Annotated in this window: 10 protein-coding genes; 6 read left to right on the plus strand and 4 right to left on the minus strand. The window is 59.0% G+C overall.

Annotated features, from left to right (window positions below):
* Positions 1 to 33: 33 nt before the first annotated feature.
* A complete protein-coding gene (locus ACILSO_RS00950) occupies positions 34 to 1,782 on the minus strand; it encodes a hypothetical protein (RefSeq protein WP_395735474.1) in 1,749 nt (582 codons plus the stop codon).
* Between the two features lie 28 nt (positions 1,783 to 1,810).
* Positions 1,811 to 2,950, minus strand: a complete 1,140-nt coding sequence (locus ACILSO_RS00955) for a glycoside hydrolase family 75 protein (RefSeq protein WP_395735475.1) — start codon at positions 2,948 to 2,950, stop codon at positions 1,811 to 1,813.
* Positions 2,951 to 3,093: 143 nt separating this feature from the next.
* On the opposite strand from ACILSO_RS00955, the gene ACILSO_RS00960 reads away from it, so the two are divergent.
* Complete coding sequence (locus tag ACILSO_RS00960) at positions 3,094 to 4,452, plus strand: apolipoprotein N-acyltransferase (protein ID WP_395735476.1); 1,359 nt, start codon at positions 3,094 to 3,096, stop codon at positions 4,450 to 4,452.
* On the opposite strand, the gene ACILSO_RS00965 is transcribed toward ACILSO_RS00960, so the two are convergent.
* Positions 4,453 to 6,342, minus strand: coding sequence for a hypothetical protein (locus ACILSO_RS00965; protein ID WP_395735477.1), 1,890 nt, complete (start codon positions 6,340 to 6,342; stop codon positions 4,453 to 4,455).
* 274 nt (positions 6,343 to 6,616) lie between these two features.
* Positions 6,617 to 8,629 carry an acetate--CoA ligase gene (gene acs / locus ACILSO_RS00970; RefSeq protein WP_395735478.1) on the minus strand — a complete coding sequence of 671 codons (2,013 nt, stop codon included), beginning with the start codon at positions 8,627 to 8,629 and terminating at the stop codon, positions 6,617 to 6,619.
* A 149-nt stretch (positions 8,630 to 8,778) separates the two neighbouring features.
* Here acs and ACILSO_RS00975 point away from each other — a divergent pair, with 149 nt between their 5' ends.
* From ACILSO_RS00975 to ACILSO_RS00995, 5 genes are all read left to right on the plus strand, one after another.
* Positions 8,779 to 9,786, plus strand: coding sequence for a peptidylprolyl isomerase (locus ACILSO_RS00975; RefSeq protein ID WP_395735479.1), 1,008 nt, complete (start codon positions 8,779 to 8,781; stop codon positions 9,784 to 9,786).
* Positions 9,783 to 10,154 (plus strand): type II toxin-antitoxin system RelE/ParE family toxin, encoded by a 372-nt coding sequence (locus tag ACILSO_RS00980; RefSeq protein ID WP_395735480.1) that lies wholly within the window; start codon positions 9,783 to 9,785, stop codon positions 10,152 to 10,154. The genes ACILSO_RS00975 and ACILSO_RS00980 overlap by 4 nt, the downstream gene beginning before the upstream one ends.
* A gap of 65 nt (positions 10,155 to 10,219) precedes the next feature.
* Positions 10,220 to 11,389: an aminotransferase class V-fold PLP-dependent enzyme gene (locus ACILSO_RS00985; protein ID WP_395735481.1), complete on the plus strand. Its 1,170-nt coding sequence runs from the start codon at positions 10,220 to 10,222 to the stop codon at positions 11,387 to 11,389.
* A gap of 714 nt (positions 11,390 to 12,103) precedes the next feature.
* On the plus strand, positions 12,104 to 15,991 hold the full coding sequence (locus ACILSO_RS00990) for an RHS repeat-associated core domain-containing protein (protein ID WP_395735482.1): 3,888 nt from the start codon (positions 12,104 to 12,106) through the stop codon (positions 15,989 to 15,991).
* Between the two features lie 140 nt (positions 15,992 to 16,131).
* A complete protein-coding gene (locus tag ACILSO_RS00995; protein WP_395735483.1) occupies positions 16,132 to 18,192 on the plus strand; it encodes an InlB B-repeat-containing protein in 2,061 nt (686 codons plus the stop codon).
* Positions 18,193 to 18,198 lie beyond the last annotated feature (6 nt).

Genomic DNA, 18,198 nt, shown 5'->3' on the forward strand with positions numbered 1-18,198 from the left:
AAGAGGGAGAGGTGGGTGGAAAAAATGACGGCACTATTTGGCGGCAACCTTGTAACCGACATAAGCGGTGGAGCTGATGCCGAGGAGGGTGGTCAGGTAGGGATCGAAGGTGGGCATCTGCCAGTCGGCGAGACTTTGCCAGATGAAGACGAGGCCGAGAACTCCATTCCACACGAGCAGCTGGAGGCGTGAGATTTCCGCCTGTCCGCCTTCGGAGACGATGTCTTCGAGGAAACTGCGATGGGGAGCAGGTGCGCTGCCGCCGACAAAGGAGGAGGCGAGCAGAGTGCCGCCATTGATACCAAGGAGGAGCGGTGCGGAGCCGGAGAGCACATCCATCTGGGCTTTCATGGCCCAAAGGAAAAGATAGCAGCCGGTGCAGATGGCGAGCCACCAGGCGAAAACGACGCGGGAGGCGCTCCAGGGGCTTTTCGTCCAGTCGGTGATGACGGGATCATTCTCCGGCAGGGAGGCGCGGAGAGTACCGGTCTGCATGGAGACGAGGATGATGAGCCAGAGCACGCCTGCCAGCGCGGCCCAGGCGATGGAGCGCATGAGCACGGGACGCAGCGGCAGCGCGACGACGCTGTCGTGCTCGAGCGTGCCGCCATTGACCACGGTGGCCATTTTGAGGGAGGTGATTTTGCCATTGTCGTCCGAGGTACGCATGGCGACGGTGATGGCGGCCTTGCTGTCCACGCCATAGGTGGACACGAGATCGCGCCACTGCTCCTCCTCTGTGCTGGAGGGTGTGAGGCGGCGGAAGAGAAGGATATTGAGCGTGTCGTCGTCGGTCTGGCCTTTGAGCGTACCGGCGGCGAGGGTGCTGTGGCCTTTGGCATCCGGCTTCATGCTGGTGAACTCGCGCCCACCAATGGTGAGGCAGAGATTGCGCCGGCTGGACTCGAGCCAGGACTGGAACTTGAGCTTGTCATCGCGGAGCTTCTGCTCCCAGCGGACGCCGCGCTCCGCCAGGAAACGGGTGAAGGTTTCCACATTGTGAGAAAGGGTTTCGGTGATTTTGAAGTTGCCGAGGAGTTCGGGCTTCTGCTGCACGTACTCGAGGAGCCTGGCCTGAAAGGTGAGCATGCTGGGGGTGACGATGACGGGGGCGAGCTCGGGACGCTTGTCCGTCTGGCTGTGCACATCTGCATCTGCAAACATCTGCTCCAGCGAGGCGGGCTCGGGCACGCCTGGCTTGCCGATGAGGCGCGGGTCAACGATGATCTCGCGCAGCCATTTGCGGAAGCCGGCTTCCTGCGCGGCGCTCTGGACGCGGCCTTTGTTGGCGCGCAAAGAGAGGTAGGTGCGATAGGTGGCGGGTGTGAAGCCGGAGTCTTTGAGAAGGGCTTCATTTCCCTCCGCGCGGTCCATGAGCCAGCCGTCAAAGTTGCGCACCCAGACGGTGAGCATGGGCGGCATGAACACGCCGCGTGCGCCGTCCATCTGCTCGCCTTTGTCCGCGCATTCGCCGAGGCGTGCAGCGAAGACGACCTGAGAGGGAACATCGGGTCCCACGGGCACGACGACTTCGCCGAGAGGCTTGATGATGATCATGCCGCTGTTGAACAAGGCATGAAGGCCGAAGACGATCAGCGGGACGGTGATGAGGGCGAGGAAGCTGAACTTGGGATTGAAGGTGCCGGGGGCGAGGAGTACTCGCAGGCGCTGGATGAGCTCAGTGAGACGCTTGTTTTTGACACGCACTCCCGAGGGCGGCGGAAGAACGGCAGGCGTGGGCTGCGGCGAAGGAGAGGGCGGAGGCGTCACGTCGTTGCTCATGGGATGTCGAATCGTGGATGGGGTCGTGTTACTGCCAGTGGTGCAAAGGGGTGTCTGCGCCGAGGCCGCCGAATTCCTGCAGCAGGCGGGCCACCTCGGTCTGGAAGACTGACAGGTCCGGCGCGGTCATGGCAAGCCTTGTTTGTGGAAAAATAACGTAGGTCACAGTGACATCATCAGCCGCACTGTTTCGCCCGGAAGCTTTGGGGTTGATGGCCTGCGCGACCCTTTGCGAAGCCTCGCCCATTTTGGCATCGCCACCTGTGTCGCCAACGACGCAGGGGTATACTTTGCCACCGGCGATGACGGCGACGAAATCTCCCACCTGCACGCTGAAGGGCTGCTTCAGGCGGTCCGGCCAGGTCTGCGGAACGACGATGAAGGGATCGAGACTGCCAACGAGAGAGCGGCGCGTGCGAAGGTCTTCGTCGTAGTATTTGGCGCGGCGGTCGAGGCTGGAGATGGTTTCATCGAGCTGCTTTTGCAGGGACTGCCAGATGTAGCCGTGATCCTGAGCGGCCTCCTGCGAGACCTGCTGACGGAAGCCACGCAGCTTGGTGAGAGTGTCCGCGTAGTATTGCACGAAGGGATTGGCAGCCTGCTGACCGGGAGACTGCGCCCAGGAGTAGGCGAGGAGCGGCTGGAAGCTGCGGGAGATGCGGGCGTCATCGTAATCCTGCAAACGGGCGAGGCGCACGGGGTCGGTGCCGTCTGTGTCCACGTCCATGTCTGACTGGAAGAGCACTGCTTTTCGGCCGGTGGCGGGAGCGGTGAGGTGGAGCACGGTGGCGCAGTCGAAGTAGTCGTCCGTGCTCATGGTATCGCCGTCTTTGATGGCGCTGATCTTGGCATCGTAGAAGGATTTGAACTTGGGGGAGACCTCGGCGCTGCTGAGGAGTCCGGCGAGTTGTGGGAGGGCTGAGGAGAGGCCGGGGTTGAGCTTTTCGAGCGCCTCGATTTTTGTCAGTGCGCGAGGTCGAAGGACCGAGACGGTCTTTTCGACATGCAGGTAGGCAGGTGAGGTGGATTTTTTGACGGGCAGAGATTCGGTATCGCCCACGACCCATGCAGGGAGGCCTGGGGTTGCCACAGACACTTCCTGCGACTGCTTTTTGGAGCAGCCGAACAAAGGGGCGAGAAACATCAGCAGAAAAAGGGAACGCGGCATGATCATGGGTGCGATGAGAGGGGAAGGCAGCGCATGCTTCGGTCTGTTTGGTGCTGACGTCGATGCAAAACAGATGTTCTTGATCATGCGGGAAGATGTGGGCTTGCACATGAAGGAAGCATTTTTGTAATTTCACCCGAACCATGGTGCACGCGAATCGAATCCTTCTTTTGGTGGCCAGCGCCGTGGCGTATGCGTTTGCCTTTCCACCCCATGGCTGGTGGCCGCTGGCACTGCTCAGTGTAGGAGTGCTGGCGGGCCTGCTGCATGGAGCGCGTCCCATGCATGGGCTCATGACCGGCTACTGGTGGGGCATGATCGCTTTTGGCACGGGGCTGTCGTGGCTGTGGCAGCTGTTCGGGCCGTTTAGCCTTTTGCTCTGGGGCATTCTGGCGGTGTTTCCGGCAGCGTTTGGCTGGCTGATCTGCCTAGCGCAGCAGCGCGGGGTGACCGCAGGGTGGCGGCTGGCGTTTTTCACTGCGGTGGCCTGGACGGGGACGGAGTTTGTGCGGTGCGAGGTGATGCCGCTGAAGTTTCCCTGGATGCATCTGGGGCTGGCGCTGGAACCGTGGCCGCTGGTGTCAACAGTGGGGGTGTATGGACTGGGGTTTGTGTGCATGCTGACGCTGGCTGCGGCGCTTTTCAGAGCGAAAGCCGGGTGGGTGGCTTTCGGAGTGCTGATGATCGTGCAGATTGATACGCTGGTGGTTTCGAAGCGGACTCCGGGGCAGTCGCAGATCAAGGTCGTCGCGGTTCAGGCGGAAGGAGCTGCCACGGGCACTTACATGTCGCTGGCCAAAGAAGGAGCTGCTGATGACACGGAGCTCATCGTGTGGCCGGAGTACACCATTCCCATCGATGTTCGCAACGTGGCCAGGAGCGAGCTGGAGAAAGTGCAGGCGTTTGCCAAGGAACGCGGGGCGCTGCTGGTGTTTGGCACGCAGACACGTCTCGAAGGGCCTAAGTGGCAGAACACAGCACTGACCATCGACGGCACGAACGTGCTGGGAGAGCATGGCAAGAACCACACGGTGCATTTCTTCAACGATGGCGAGCACGGCAAGACCGCACTGCCGGTGGTGACACCGCTGGGCAGAATCGGTACGCCGATCTGCTTTGACTGCGACTTCCAGGATGTGGTGCGGCGGATGACGCTGGAGGGGGCTGAGTTTTTTGCAGTGCCTTCCATGGACGCCGCAAGCTGGTCGGAGCGGCAGCACATCATGCACTCGCAGCTGTTCCGGGTGCGTGCTGCGGAGAACCGCCGCAGCATGGTGGTGGCGGCGTCCTCGGGGGTTTCGCAGATCATCGACTCTCACGGCCGGGCGATGAAGTCGCTGGGAGCATTGAAGACGGGCATCCTCAGCGGCGCGATTGAGCGGCAGACGGATCTGACATTTTATACCAGGCTGGGATGGCTGATTCCGTGGGTGGCGCTGGGCGTGCTGGTGATGTGGACGGCACTGCTGCTGGGATTTGTGAAACGGAGGACGAGAAACTGATCACTTTCGTTTCTTTGCCTTCCCGGGCCGAGGGGGCCACTCTGAGCCGTCCTTGAGGTTGATCCGCGCGGCTGGCATCGTGGGATGAATGTCTGCCCCGGTCAGTCTGGCTGAGGTCTCCGCGTCTGGAGGGGAGATTTTTTCTCCGGCAGCAAACTGCTTCTGATGCTGCTGCAAGAAGGCGAGCCAGGCAGCGCGAATGGCAAAGCGCTGCTCGCGGGTGAAGTTGGAGTTGCCACTGCTGCCTGAGGAGGCGGGAAGACTGATGGTGCCGCGAATCAAGGCGCTGATGGCAGTGTGCATGCATTCCTTGTCGGGAATGGCGGCGGCCCAGGCCTGCCAGAGGGGCAATCCGCCGCCGCAGAGAAGCGCCGCGTGGTGAGCCTCTCTCTGTAAGAAGCTCTCGTGCTCGAGTTCGACGATCTGCGCCAGAGGGCGGGCAAACTCCGCGCGCTTTGACTCACCTGCGACTTTGCATGCGATGCGCAGCACCCGCAGATCGTCGTCATCAAGCGCCTTCAGCACCATCTTGGCAGCGGCATCATTCAGTGGCTGCGGAATGGCCTGCAGGGAGCAGATTTTTAGCGCGGGCTGACCGTGCTCCACCGAATCGAGCATGCTGTTTTTCCATTTCTCACCCTTTGGCTTTGGCACCTCTTTGTCAGCAAGCTGGCGCAGCCACGCCACCTGGTGCGCGGTGCCGCCATTGCCGTTCTCCAGGCGCCAGCCGCGCTTGCGCATGCCATCCAGAATTTCCAGCAGGAGGCCTTGTGGCCCTGGCAGGTCCAGGCTGTTCGGCTTCCACCCCGCAGGGAGCGGATACTGCCGCGAAAAGGATTGCTCCAGGACGTCCAGCACCTGCGGCGCATGTTCCGGACGTGCGCGCGTTTGCAGGATCTGGGCCGCGGTTCGCACCACCGAGACTGAGTCGTGCCAGAGGAGCTTGAGGGAAGATTGAAGCAGGGGCTTCTCAAAACGCGCGTCCCAAGAGGCTGGCAGCAGCGGGTCGATCTGATACTCGGAGCCCCAGTAGAAGCCCTGCGCGGGTTTGCTGCCGTCTTCAAGAGAAGGCAGGCGGCGAAGGATCTGCACGGCACTGGTTTCAACGACATCGGCAGAGGCGTGATCGAGCAAGTCCAGCAGTGCCTGCGTGGCTTCCTGTGTGGTCATATGGCCGATGCCCTTCATGGCAGACTTTGATCCGGCCCTGGCATGCGGAATGAGCAGGGGCAGGTAGAGCGGATGGCGCAGGACGCAGAGCGTTTTATCGAGCTCCATCTGAAGTTTCAAGGCATCCGATGTGTCACTGGGCGGGACGGCGGGCTGGCGGGCAAAGGCGGCATCGATGTAGCGTTTCGCTTCGTCCTCAGTCGGAAGCACGACTTTCACTGTCGCCTTCGCGATCGGATGAGGATGAAGCGGATCGAGCTTCCAGCCGAGATCATGCCCAGCAGTGACGGTGTATTCTCCCGCCTGCTGGAAACTAACGTAGCAGTCCAGCGGGAAATCCACTTCTCTGCTGGCACCGGGAGCGATGGTGTATGGAACTGAGATGCCGCCGCCGCCGAAGCCATAGGCCTCTCGTGGCAGTTCGGTGAGCATCTTTCCAGCGGCATCATGCACACGCACCTTCATGCGCTGGGGGTAGCCGGTGCTGCGGTAGTCACCGCCGGGGGTGATCTCGAAGGGCTCTTTGCCGTCATTGTGCACCACGAGTGCGGCCGGGACTTCCTGGCCGAGGATGACGGACTCAGGAAGGCGGAGGGTGACTCTCGCGTGGTTGGGGACAAATTTTTTGGTGGGCCAGTATTGATCCAGTGGCAGCGGGTCCTCAGCCAACAACGGAAGGCAGACACCGAGGAGCAGAGGCAGCGCGAGGTTCATTTTCATGATGGACCTCAGGATAGCGGAAGTGGCTGGGGGGATGTCAAGGCACGGGGTGGGCATTGAGGAGGTGTCGATCGTGAACTTTGCACGGCCAACGACGTGGTCAGATAAGACAGGATTTAAGACCCTGCGAAAGCGGTAGCTGCGATGCAGGCTTGCGCCTTGCATCTGCGCGACCGCACTCCAAAACGTTGCCGCGCAGCTCGGGCGTACAAAAAATGGCTGCCGGCATCTTTGAGAGGAAGATGCGCGGCAGCCACGGAATCGCAGAACTAGATCAGTCTTCGCCGCCGGCAGCGAGCTGCGCGATGACGTTGATGTCTTCGAGGGTGGTGGTGTCTCCTTTGATGAGTTCGCCGGCGGCGATCTGCTTGAGGAGGCGGCGCATGATTTTGCCGGAGCGGGTCTTCGGCAGTGCGGCCGCGAAGCGGACTTCATCGGGAGTGGCGACGGGGCCGATGACTTTGCGGACGTGCTTCTTGAGTTCTTCGCCGAGGTCGCGGTTGGAGGTGACGCCTTCCTTGACGGTGACGAAGCAGACGACGCCCTGGCCTTTCATTTCATCCGGACGACCGACGACAGCAGCCTCTGCGACGGCGGGATGGGAAACGAGAGCGCTCTCCACTTCGGCGGTGCCGAGGCGGTGACCGGCGACGTTGAGCACGTCGTCGATACGGCCGATGATCCAGAAATTCCCCTGCTTGTCGCGACGTGCTCCGTCGCCCGCGAAGTACCAGCCTTTGAAGTCGCCCCAGTAGGCGTCCTGGTAGCGCTTCTTGTCTCCCCAGATGCCGCGGAGCATGGAAGGCCAAGGTTTGCGAATGACGAGCTTGCCCTGCTCATTCACGCCGACCTCTTTGCCGAGGTCATCAACGATGGCGGCATCGACGCCGAAGAAGGGCAGCGTGGCGGTGCCGGGAGTGGTGGGAGTGGCGCCGGGCAACGGGGTGATCATGTGGCCGCCGGTTTCGGTCTGCCACCAGGTATCGACGATGGGGCAGCGACCGCCACCGACTTTGTTATGGTACCACATCCAGGCTTCGGGATTGATCGGCTCGCCAACGGTGCCAAGCAGGCGCAGGCTGCTGAGGTCGTGCTTCTTGAGCCATTCGTCTCCCCACTTCATAAAGGCGCGGATGGCGGTGGGTGCGGTGTAGAAAACGGTGACGGCGTATTCTTCGATGATCTTCCAGAAACGGTCGTTTTCAGGCCAGTTTGGCGCGCCTTCAAACATGAGCGAGGTGGCGCCGAGGGCGAGAGGGCCGTAGACCATGTAGGTGTGGCCGGTGACCCAGCCGATGTCCGCGGTGCACCAGTAGACGTCGTCATCACGCAGGTCGAAGACGTATTTGCAGGTCATCTGCGCATGCAGCAGGTAGCCGCCGGTGGTGTGGAGGATGCCCTTGGGCTTGCCGGTGGAGCCGCTGGTGTAAAGGATGAACATGGGGGACTCGGAGTCCATGGCGACGGGAGCGCAATGGGAGTCCACGTATTCCAGCTCACGGTGCCACCAGACGTCGCGGCCTTCCTCGATGTGCACGTCCTGGCCGGTGCGTTTGTAAACGATGACGGTTTCGACGGGGGTGTCCTTGGCCTTGAGGGCGTCGTCCACATTCTTTTTCAGAGGCACGACGGCGCCGCGGCGGTAGCCACCGTCGGCAGTGACGACGATCTTGGCGCCGCAGTCGAGCACGCGGTCCTTGATGGATTCGGCGCTGAAGCCGCCGAAGATGACGCTGTGCATGGCGCCGATGCGGGTGCAGGCCAGCATGGCGATGGCTGCCTCAGGCACCATGGGCATGTAGATGATGACGCGGTCGCCTTTTTTCACCTTGTTGCGCTTCAGCACATTGGCAAAGCGGCAGACTTCACGATGAAGCTGCTGGTAGGTGAGGACGCGTTTTTCGCCGGGCTCGCCTTCCCAGATGAGAGCGGCCTTGGTTTTGCGCGGACCGCTGAGATGGCGGTCGAGGCAATTTTCGCTGACATTGAGCTTGCCGCCCAGGAACCACTTGGCGTTCGGGCATTTCCAGTCGAGGACTTTGGTGAAAGGCTTGGTCCAGTGCAGCTCCTTGGCTTCACGGCCGAAGAACTTGTCGGGCTGCTTCACCGACTCCTCATGCATTTTCTTATACTGCGCCATCGAGCTGATGCGGGCTTTTTTGGAGAACTCCGCACTGGGTTTAAACACCCGGTTTTCGATCAGGAGGGACTGGGAGCTGCTGCCGGACTTGGCGGCGGATTTGACAGCTTTTTTGGGGGAGGATTTGGCGGCGGCTTTCTTGCTCATGGCGGGTGGTGGTCGGCGATTGGGAGGCGCTGACTAGAAGCCGGAGCCGCCCGCGTGCAAGGTGAAGCTGCATCCACCGGGCACAGACGGGCGAACTTCGTCTTGCCACCGCGCCCCCAAGCCCTACGATAGATGCCTTCTTCTTTGTCATGAACCCCCTGCGTCATAGTCTGATCCTCCTCATTGCGGCCACCTTCTGCTCCAGCGCTCCAGCCCAGCAGACCTCGTTTGGCATCGCGGCCGTCGTGGATGGAGTGCCGATCATGTCGTCCGAGGTGGCGCAGAACATCCGGGAGCGTGAGCAGATGCTGATGTTTCAATATCAGAATGATCCGGCGAAGTTGAAGAAAGAACTGGCCCTCGTGCGAGAAGGAGCTCTGGAAAACCTGATCGACCGCGAGATCTTGCTGGCAGAATTCCGCAAGATGGGCGGCGTCATCATGCCGCGATACATTGACGAACAGATCAACACCATCATCCGGGATGTGTTCAAAGGGAATCGAGACGCCCTGGTGGATGAACTGGCAAAGGTGGGGACCTCGATGAAAAAATACCGCGAGGAGCAGGAGAAGATGTTCATCATGCAGGTGATGCGGCAGCGCCATTCCGGCGAGCACCCGCCGGCCACGCCGCGCGAAGTGCAGGAATACTACGACAAGAACGTGGACAAGTGGCGTGAAGGCGACCAGATCAAAATCTCCACCATCACGATCCTGAAGTTTGCCCCGGAGTCGGGATCCACTCCTGAAAAGCAGAAGAAAATAGCGGAGGAACTGCGCACCAAGATTCTCCAGGGGGCGGATTTTGCAGCGCTGGCAAAAACATTTTCCCGAGACAGCCACTCCGAAAACGGCGGTGCGTGGGAGTGGATGTACAAGACTGATCTGATGCCCGCCATTGCGGATGCAGCCATGAGCCTGAAAACGGGCGGCATCAGCCCGGTGCTGGACATGGAAACCAGCTACGTGATTGTCTCGTGCGATGCCAAAAAACTCGGCGCAGCGCCGTCGCTGGAGCAGTATCGCGCGGAAATCGAGCGAATGATCAACGCTGAAAAGTCCAAGGCGAACATTGACCGCTGGATGGAGAGCGTGCGCAAAAAGCATGTGATCAAGCGCTTTCAGGCGACCACCACGAAAACACCCGCAGCTCAATGATCCAGATCGTATTCAATGACATCAGCGCCGCCGAACTTTCCCACCTGCCCACGCAGGTGCAGTTTCATCTGCTGGAGGCGCTGAACATCCAGCCCGCGGACGTCGACGAAACCGTCCTGGCCAAACGCTACGGCGTGCTGGAACGCGGCGGCAAAAAGCTCTACCGCTGCCGCGCGGGAGATCACCGCATCTATTTCGCCATCGTGGAAGGAAATGTACGCGTGCACCGGGTGCTGCACAAAAACACCCTGACAGATTTCCTTTTCCGCAGCAACCTGCCAGGTGGCGGCGAAGACGAGGCTCTCAGCCAGTCGAAGAGCTTCTGGCACCTGATTGATGAGGGAGCTAAGACGCTGAAGGTGGCGTAGTGAAATGACGCCTCACGCATGACGAATTTCGTCGCGCAGGGCAGTGTTCGCTCGTTATTACAGCCATGCTTACTCTCGATGCCCTGCTGTCTGATGAAGCCCTGCGCCAGCAGGAGTTTCCGGTGATCAAGGACAGCCTGTTCCTCGGCCATGCCGGTGTCACCATTTTGCCACGCCGTGTGGCGAAGACGATGCAGGACTACCTGGAGCACTGCAGCCTGCGCATGCAGGAATACCCGGAGGCTTGGAGAGCGGTGAATGAGACACGCGTGGTGTCGGCGGAACTGATCGGCGCCAAGGCGAGCGAGATCGCGCTGATCGGGCCGACCTCCGTGGGCTTGAGCCTGGTGGCCAATGGGCTGCCGTGGCAGGCGGGTGATGAGGTGGTGAGCTATCTCGATGATTATCCTGCGAATGTGTACCCGTGGACGGATTTGGAGCGGCATGGCGTGGTGCTGAAACGGCTCAAACCGGCCGCGCCGGGAGAGATCACGCCGGAACTGGTCGAGGCGATGCTTACCCCAAAGACGAAGCTTGTGGCCCTGGCGTCCTGCCATTTTCAAAGCGGCTACCGCATCGAGATCGACCGCATCGGCCGCATGCTGCGGGAACGCGGCGTGCTCTTCTGCCTGGATGCCATCCAAACGGTGGGTGCGTTTGAGACGCGGGTGGACCACGTCGATTTCCTCTCCGCGGATTCCCACAAGTGGATGCTGGGACCGATGAGCGCGGGCATTTTTTATGTGCGCGAAGAACTGCAGGAGATGCTGCGCCCGAGCCTGCTCGGCTCGTGGAATGTGCGCAGCCCGAACTTCATCGCGCAGGAGGAGATCGCCTTTGAACGAGGTGGCAGGCGCTATGAACCGGGTGCGTTGAACATCTCCGGTATCCTTGGCATGAAGGCCGGGATTGATCTGATTTTGGAAGTAGGACTGCCAGCCATCAGTGCGCAGCTTTTGAAGCTCAAAGCGAGACTGCATGCGGGATTGCAACCGCAGGGGTTTACCTTCCTAGGTCCTGATCCGCAGGACAGCGCCCATGCCTCAGGCATCACGACGGTGCAGCATCCGCAGCGCTCGCTGGAGGAGGTGTCGCAGAAGCTGAGCGAGAATAACATCGCGACTTCGTTGAGGCACAACCGCGCAGGTCAGCCGCTGCTGAGATTCAGCCCGCATTTTTACAATACGGAAGCAGAGATGGAGCGGGTGGCGAGGGTGATCGGGAAGGGTGTATAACCGCCGTCGCTCTCCTCACTGAAATCGATTGAAGCATGGACAGGGAGCTGCGCATGAAGCCCCGCACGGTAGGGCCTAGTGCAGAATCCACAGCATTGTTGGAATAAGTGATCCCAAGATTTGGGCAATCTCTGTTCAAATCAGGTGTTCAGGTGCCGCTAATACTTTTATAGGCCAGGCTGATTGCGAGCACCGATTTCAGCTTTTTTCATAGGTTTGCGATATCGTGCACCCAAATTCAAAAACATTGCTTGTTCCATTCACACAAGCTCATTTAATCATTATTCGGCACGAACTATGAGTAAATGCTTTTTTATTGTTTTAGCCACTGCGATGTTTGCGGCTGGCAATCTGCCTGCGCAATTCAGTCACTCGTCGGCTGAGCCCACAGCCATCCCAGATGCTGACCATCGTGAGACACGTCCGACGATTGTGCAGCCAAAAGAAGGGCAGGATTCCGCCGCTCAAGCACCTGCTGCAGTCAGTTCTTTTGCCGGAAGGTATGTGGGCGACTACTCATTGACGGGAGGCATCGCGAACTACAGTTTCATCCAGTTAGATTTCAATACCTCGGGCCAGCTGGTGGATTTTTTTGGGTCAGGTGGCCGGGGGGGCTTTGGCAGGCCGAGCTTTTCTGGATCTGTGTCTGCCAGCGGTTCGATTTCGTTGGTTTCGGATTTCCCAGGTGAACATGGAAACTGGAAAGGAACTGTCATGCCGGGTGGAGGAGGGGCAAGCGGCACCGTGACGCTGACTTACACCGATGGCCGTCTGCCAGTGCAAGGCACATGGGAGACGACGAAAGGAATTTTCTCTTTGTCAACCCATCCCGAGGCTCTCGTTAATGATCCGGTGGATACTGCAACGGGTGCCTATTACGCCAGTTACACTCTTCTCAAACAAAACTGCCCTGCATCTCTGGACTTCACCATTGAATATCGATCCACATTGCGAGCAACTGGGCCATTAGGTGCCGGCTGGGGGCACAATTTTGAAACCCGCGTGGATTCAATCAATTCCGGCCAGACACTGATCTTCAATTGGACCCAGAACCGGCGCAACTATTTTGACCGCGTCGGCACTACGAACAATTACACGACGACAGATCTGGCGATGCGCTATGACACGCTCACCAAAAATGGCGATGGCAGCTTCACCCTCGTTCGTTCCGACATGTCGCGAATGGAGTTTAACTCCGCCGGTCGTCTAACTCAGAAACGCAACAAGCACGGGCAGGCAATCAACCTCACCTACAATGGTGCAAACCAGCTCGTCACCGTTACAGAGGCGATTTCGGGAAAGACCTTGTCATTTCAATATGACGGGAATGGGAGGGTGTCCCAGGTTACGGACACGCTGGGACGCATGGCGATGTTAGGCTACACTTCAGGGGCGGACACTCTGAACGGCTGGCAAATTACTGAAAGCAACGGCACCATCGTGTCGGGCACGCTTTATGCGTATGATGGGCTGTCCCGTATCACCGCTGCGCAGGACTACAATGGCGTGACCTTCCTGGTAAACACTTATGACGATGGTTCCCGCGTCATCACACAGAACGATGGGCGTCAAGAAACCCCGCTTACCAGTTTTGCGTACGATGCCACCAGCACAGCAGGCCGTCTTATCACCCGTGTAACGGATCGCAATGGAAAGGTTTTAACCTACACCTTCGACACTGCCTACCAGCTTCTGTCCATCGTCAATGGCAATGGCGAAACGACGGCCTACACCTATGACGTGAATGGCAACAGGCTGTCCACGACGGATGCGCTGGGGCACACCACATCGTTCAGCTACGACGCGCAGGGAAACGTCACCTCAATAACCGACCCGGCCAATGCCGTGACCTCGATGGCGTACGATGCACAGAACAATCTCACAAGGATCACCAATGCTGCACAAAAGAGCACAACCTTTGCCTATGACACCAACAACAATGTGCTGACGGTGACCAATGCGTTGAATCAGTCTATCACGACTGCTTACAACTCCAACAGTCTGCCCACGCAGCGCTCTTCCGCGCGCAATGGCGTCACCACCTATGCCTACACGGCAGGCCTTCCCACCAGCATCACGGACGCCAACAACAATACGACGACGATGGGATTCGATGCGGCGGGACGCCTCTTGTCGATCACGGATGCGGCTGGCAAAACACGCACCATCACCTACGATGCAGCAGACAGCATCCTGACCGCCAAGGATCCACTGAACAACACCTCCACCTATACCTACGACAAGCGCGGCCGGCGACTGACGGAGAAGAACCCGCTCAACCAGATCATCACCTACACCTATGATGGCAATGGAAACCTGAGCACCCGTACAGACCCGCTGGGAAACAAGACGCGTTTTTTTTATGACAGCGAAGACCGGCTGGCACGCATCGTGGACCCACGCGGTGGTGGCACGGACATGATCTATGACTCGGTCGGCCGCCTCGTTGCCATGACCAACCAGGTCGGTCAGACTGAGACATTGCGTTACGACGCCGCAGGCAATCGCTCTGCCATTGTGGACGCGCGCGGCAACCGCACGCGAACCACCTATGACAGTCGCAACGTCAACACCTCCATCGAAGACCCTCATGCTAGAAAGACGTCCTTGAGCTTTGACAACCTCCGCCGTCTCACCCAGTCCACCAATGCCCTCGGGGAGGTATTGCAGATGGCTTATGATGATCTGGACAGACTCGTGTCGGTGACGGACCCGCTCAATCAGGTGTCCGGCCAGACCTTCGACGCCGATGGGAACCGCATCACGCTCACCAACGCACGGAACGCCACCACCAATTTCACCTTTGACCTTGGAGGGCGGCTCACCGGCGTCACCGTCCCGGACAACCGCACCACCAGCTACGGCTACAATTCGCGCGATCTCCTCAGCACCGTCACCGAGCCATCCGGGCAACAGACGACGTTGACGTATGATGATGCGGGTCGCCTCACGCAGTCTGTCGATCCCGCTGGCACCATCAGCTACGGTTTCGATGCCGCCAGCAGACTGCTCACGATGACCGAGGGCGCCGTTACCATCACTCGGGTGTATGATGCCGCGGGCAGGCTCACCCAGTTCACCGACGCAGCGGGGAATTTGCTCAAGTATGCCTATGACAGTGCGGGGAACCTCACCGTGCTCACCTATCCGGACAACAAGACGGTGACATACGTCTACGATGCTGCCAACCGGCTGATCACCGTCACAGACTGGGCATCACGCGTCACCAGCTATACTTATGATGCGGACGGGCGGCTGGCCACCACCACGAGGCCGGATGGCTCGGTCGAGACGCGCACTTGGCTGCCCACGGGCGAGCTGGCTTCGCTCGATGATCGCAAAGGAACGACGATCTTCGCTCAATACACCTACAGCTATGATCTGGCGGGTCGCATCGTTTCGGAAAACCCACAGCCCCTGCCAGCTGCCTTTACGCCCACTCCCTTCACCGCCACCTACGACACCGGCAATCGTCTCGCCACGTTCAACGGCACGTCCGTCACGTTCGATGTCGATGGCAACATGACCACTGGACCCGTCGTCAGCGGCTCAGGCTTCGGCGCGTTCACCTATGACTCACGCAACCGCCTCACCAGTTTCGGTGGGGTTTCCTACGGCTATGATGCCGAGAACCGCCGCGTCTCCTGGACGGATGGCACGGGCACCACCCGTTTCGTCATCAATCCCAATGCCGCACTCAGCCAGGTTCTTGTCCGCACCGCACCCGATGGCACCATTACCCGCGCGGTGCATGGCCTGGGCCTCATCTACGAAGAGACAGGCTCCACCCTGCGCCTTTACCACTATGATTACCGCGGCAGCGCCGTGGCTTTCACCAATGCCTCCGGCACCGTGACCGGCCGTGTCGAATACGGTCCCTACGGCGAGATCGCCAGCCGGGTGAATGACACCGCCACGCCGTTTCTTTTCAATGGCATCTACGGCGTGATGACGGATCCCAACGGTCTCTGCCACATGCGGGCGCGGTATTACCATCCGGGGATCAGGCGGTTTGTGAATCAGGATATCGTATTTGGTACGCTTGTTGATCAGTCTTCATTAAACAGATTTTCTTTTGCAAATGGTAACCCAATCAACTTTGTGGATCCTTTTGGGCTAAGCGCCTATAAGCCGAATGATGGAGGCATTCGTCATGCTCTATTGTCCTTCGGACGACAGGTCCAATTGTTGCATGATGTTTTAGTGTTCCTTCATTACGAGAGAAACATGTTTAATGTGACGCCAGCCAATCCGAATGAAGCAATAGATCAAAAATGGCGCAGGCTAACGGATGATGAGAGCATATTCCATCAACAGACAAACGAATCGCCATGTGCCAGATACAACACGAAATATATTTCACCGGACGGGCACAGCGAAGTAGTCTTTAATCGCAACGGTGTGTTAGTTTTGGATCCGAGGAACATAGGATCCTATAATCTGTTTGATCCGCTAAGATATCCGAATCTCCATGGAGCCTTTGACGTAGTTCCGTACGTCTTGCTTGGGAACGCCTCAAACGATCCGTCAACATTTTCAGAACGAGTCATGGCCGCACCAAACCGCTGGGCGGAAAACTTTTCACTGTGGGTCAGGCGTTGAACGCTAATTCAATTGAAACAACATATGAAAATCTGGAACACAAATTCTCAGCACTGCCATTTCCTGTGAATAAAAAGAGCCAATCACCAAGCTGCTTAAAAACGCATGCTAGACTGCATGAATATCTTTTCATAACTGGCTTGCTATTCTTATTTCCATTTCAGTTTTGCTACGCAGCGACTCACCTTTATCAAGCCACTAGCTATCTCACCTCCGCCACCCAGCCCACTGGCTCCCAAATCTCCTACACTTACGATGCGACCGGCAACATCACTGCGATGGCCGTCACTCCTGGCGGCGGCACGACGCCGGTGCTGACGAGTGATCCGGCACCTTGGGGGCAGGTGGGCGTGGCCTTTACGCACACGTTGACTTCCAGCCGTACACCGGCCACTTTTGCGGCCACCGGGCTGCCGCCGGGGCTTTCGCTAACCAGTGGCACGGGCGTCATCGCGGGCAGTCCCACCACTGCCGGGCGCTATCCGGTCTCGGTCACGGTGACTTCGGGGGCATTTAACAGCACGAGCGTCATAAACATCCAAGTAAGGCCAGCAGCAAACACGCCGGTGATCCTGAGAGACCCGCAAAGCTACACCACGACTTTGGGGCAAATGACTTCATTGTTCGTGGATGCGGACGGAGCGCCGCCGCTTAGCTTCCAATGGCTGAAGAACGGAGTCCCAATCAGCGGAGCCACAGGCATGAGCCTGATCATTCCCTCCTTCACAGCCGCCAATGCGGGGAACTACTCCGTCGTCGTGACGAATGCAGCCGGGAGCGCAACCTCGGCCAGCGCCCGAGTCGATTACCTCCAGCCCTGGGCCATCGGTGGAGAGAGCTATGGGCTGCCCCTGAGTTACGCAGGGTCCCCCCCATGGTTCTCCCAGACAGCTGTAAGCTTCGACGGCAGCCCCGCACTGCAAAGCGGGGCTGTGGCTGATGGTGGAAACACCAGTTTTTCCACCACGATCAACGGGCCAGGAATCATTTACTGGAACTGGAAGGTGTCTTCCCAGGCGAATGCAGACGGGATAGTCGTGTATCTAAATGGCAGCCCCCTTACATCCGTCTCTGGAGAGCAGGATTGGACTCAACAGGCCTTCCTTCTCGACTCTGGCAGCAACACGCTGACCTGGTACTATGCCAAAGATGGCTTTGGAAGCAGCGGCCAAGATCGTGGGTGGGTGGCGAACCTTAGCTTTGCTCCAGGCTGGTACCTCTCCGCCAGCCCGTCCGGCAACGGCAGCGTCAGCCGAAGCCCCGATCAAACAACCTATGCCAACGGCTCCGGCGTTACGCTAACAGCAACACCGGGAAATGGTTACTACTTCGACAGCTGGTCCGGAACGACCTCCAGCTCCACAAATCCACTGAATCTCACGACGTCCGCACATCAGTTTATTACCGCCGTCTTTAAAGAAAACCTCGGCCCTGCAGTTGGCGCTCCGCTGCTCACCTGGCGCACAGGCGGGGATGCTGACTGGCACAGCCAGTTTTATGTGACCCAGAATGATGGCATAGCCGCCCAGGCAGGCACGATTACCGACGGGCAAACCTCCTGGCTGGAGACCACGGTCGTGGGGCCTGGAACACTCAACTTCTCGTGGAAGGTGTCCTCTGAGGCAGGCAACGATGGCATCGTTTTCGCCGTCAATGGCACCTCCGTGGACAGCACCTCAGGCGAATTCGACTGGGTGCAGCGTAGTTTCACACTGGGCAGCGGCTCGCAGACCGTACGCTGGACTTATCTCAAAAACAGTTTCAACGCTTCCGGTCAAGACACGGCTTGGCTGGACGCCGTCAGTTTCACCCCCACCGGTCCCCGCACGTTTGCCCTGTGGACCGGAGATTACGGGCTACCCTCTGGTCAAAATGGCGCGGTCGATGATCCGAACAAAGATGGTGTTCCCAATCTGCTCGCTTATGCCTTTGGCGTGCATCCCTTGGATCAGGCTGCTGTTGCACTGCCCAGCATTGGCAAAGCAGGCAACAACCTTGTGTGCACCTATCGCCGCAGCAAGAATGCCACTGGCATATCTTGGGCACCTCAGACCTCAACCACTCTCCAGCAGGATTGGACGGGCACCGGCATCACGCACGCCAAAATCAGCGAGGACGCCAGTGTCGAAGTCTGGACTGCGACCGTCCCACTGACGGGCGCCAACCGACGCTTTCTGCGCATCGTTGTCACCCAGCCATAGCCTATG

It is taken from the genome of Prosthecobacter sp. (assembly GCF_044226605.1).
GTDB lineage: Bacteria > Verrucomicrobiota > Verrucomicrobiia > Verrucomicrobiales > Verrucomicrobiaceae > Prosthecobacter.

What these genes read in the sequence shown, in the direction of transcription:
- acs (WP_395735478.1), bottom strand. Translation starts at nt 8,629, where the DNA reads ATGAGCAAGAAAGCCGCCGCCAAATCCTCCCCCAAAAAAGCTGTCAAA.
- ACILSO_RS00985 (WP_395735481.1), top strand. Translation starts at nt 10,220, where the DNA reads ATGCTTACTCTCGATGCCCTGCTGTCTGATGAAGCCCTGCGCCAGCAG.
- ACILSO_RS00975 (WP_395735479.1), top strand. Translation starts at nt 8,779, where the DNA reads ATGAACCCCCTGCGTCATAGTCTGATCCTCCTCATTGCGGCCACCTTC.
- ACILSO_RS00955 (WP_395735475.1), bottom strand. Translation starts at nt 2,950, where the DNA reads ATGCCGCGTTCCCTTTTTCTGCTGATGTTTCTCGCCCCTTTGTTCGGC.
- ACILSO_RS00960 (WP_395735476.1), top strand. Translation starts at nt 3,094, where the DNA reads ATGGTGCACGCGAATCGAATCCTTCTTTTGGTGGCCAGCGCCGTGGCG.
- ACILSO_RS00990 (WP_395735482.1), top strand. Translation starts at nt 12,104, where the DNA reads ATGCCGGGTGGAGGAGGGGCAAGCGGCACCGTGACGCTGACTTACACC.
- ACILSO_RS00965 (WP_395735477.1), bottom strand. Translation starts at nt 6,342, where the DNA reads ATGAAAATGAACCTCGCGCTGCCTCTGCTCCTCGGTGTCTGCCTTCCG.
- ACILSO_RS00950 (WP_395735474.1), bottom strand. Translation starts at nt 1,782, where the DNA reads ATGAGCAACGACGTGACGCCTCCGCCCTCTCCTTCGCCGCAGCCCACG.
- ACILSO_RS00980 (WP_395735480.1), top strand. Translation starts at nt 9,783, where the DNA reads ATGATCCAGATCGTATTCAATGACATCAGCGCCGCCGAACTTTCCCAC.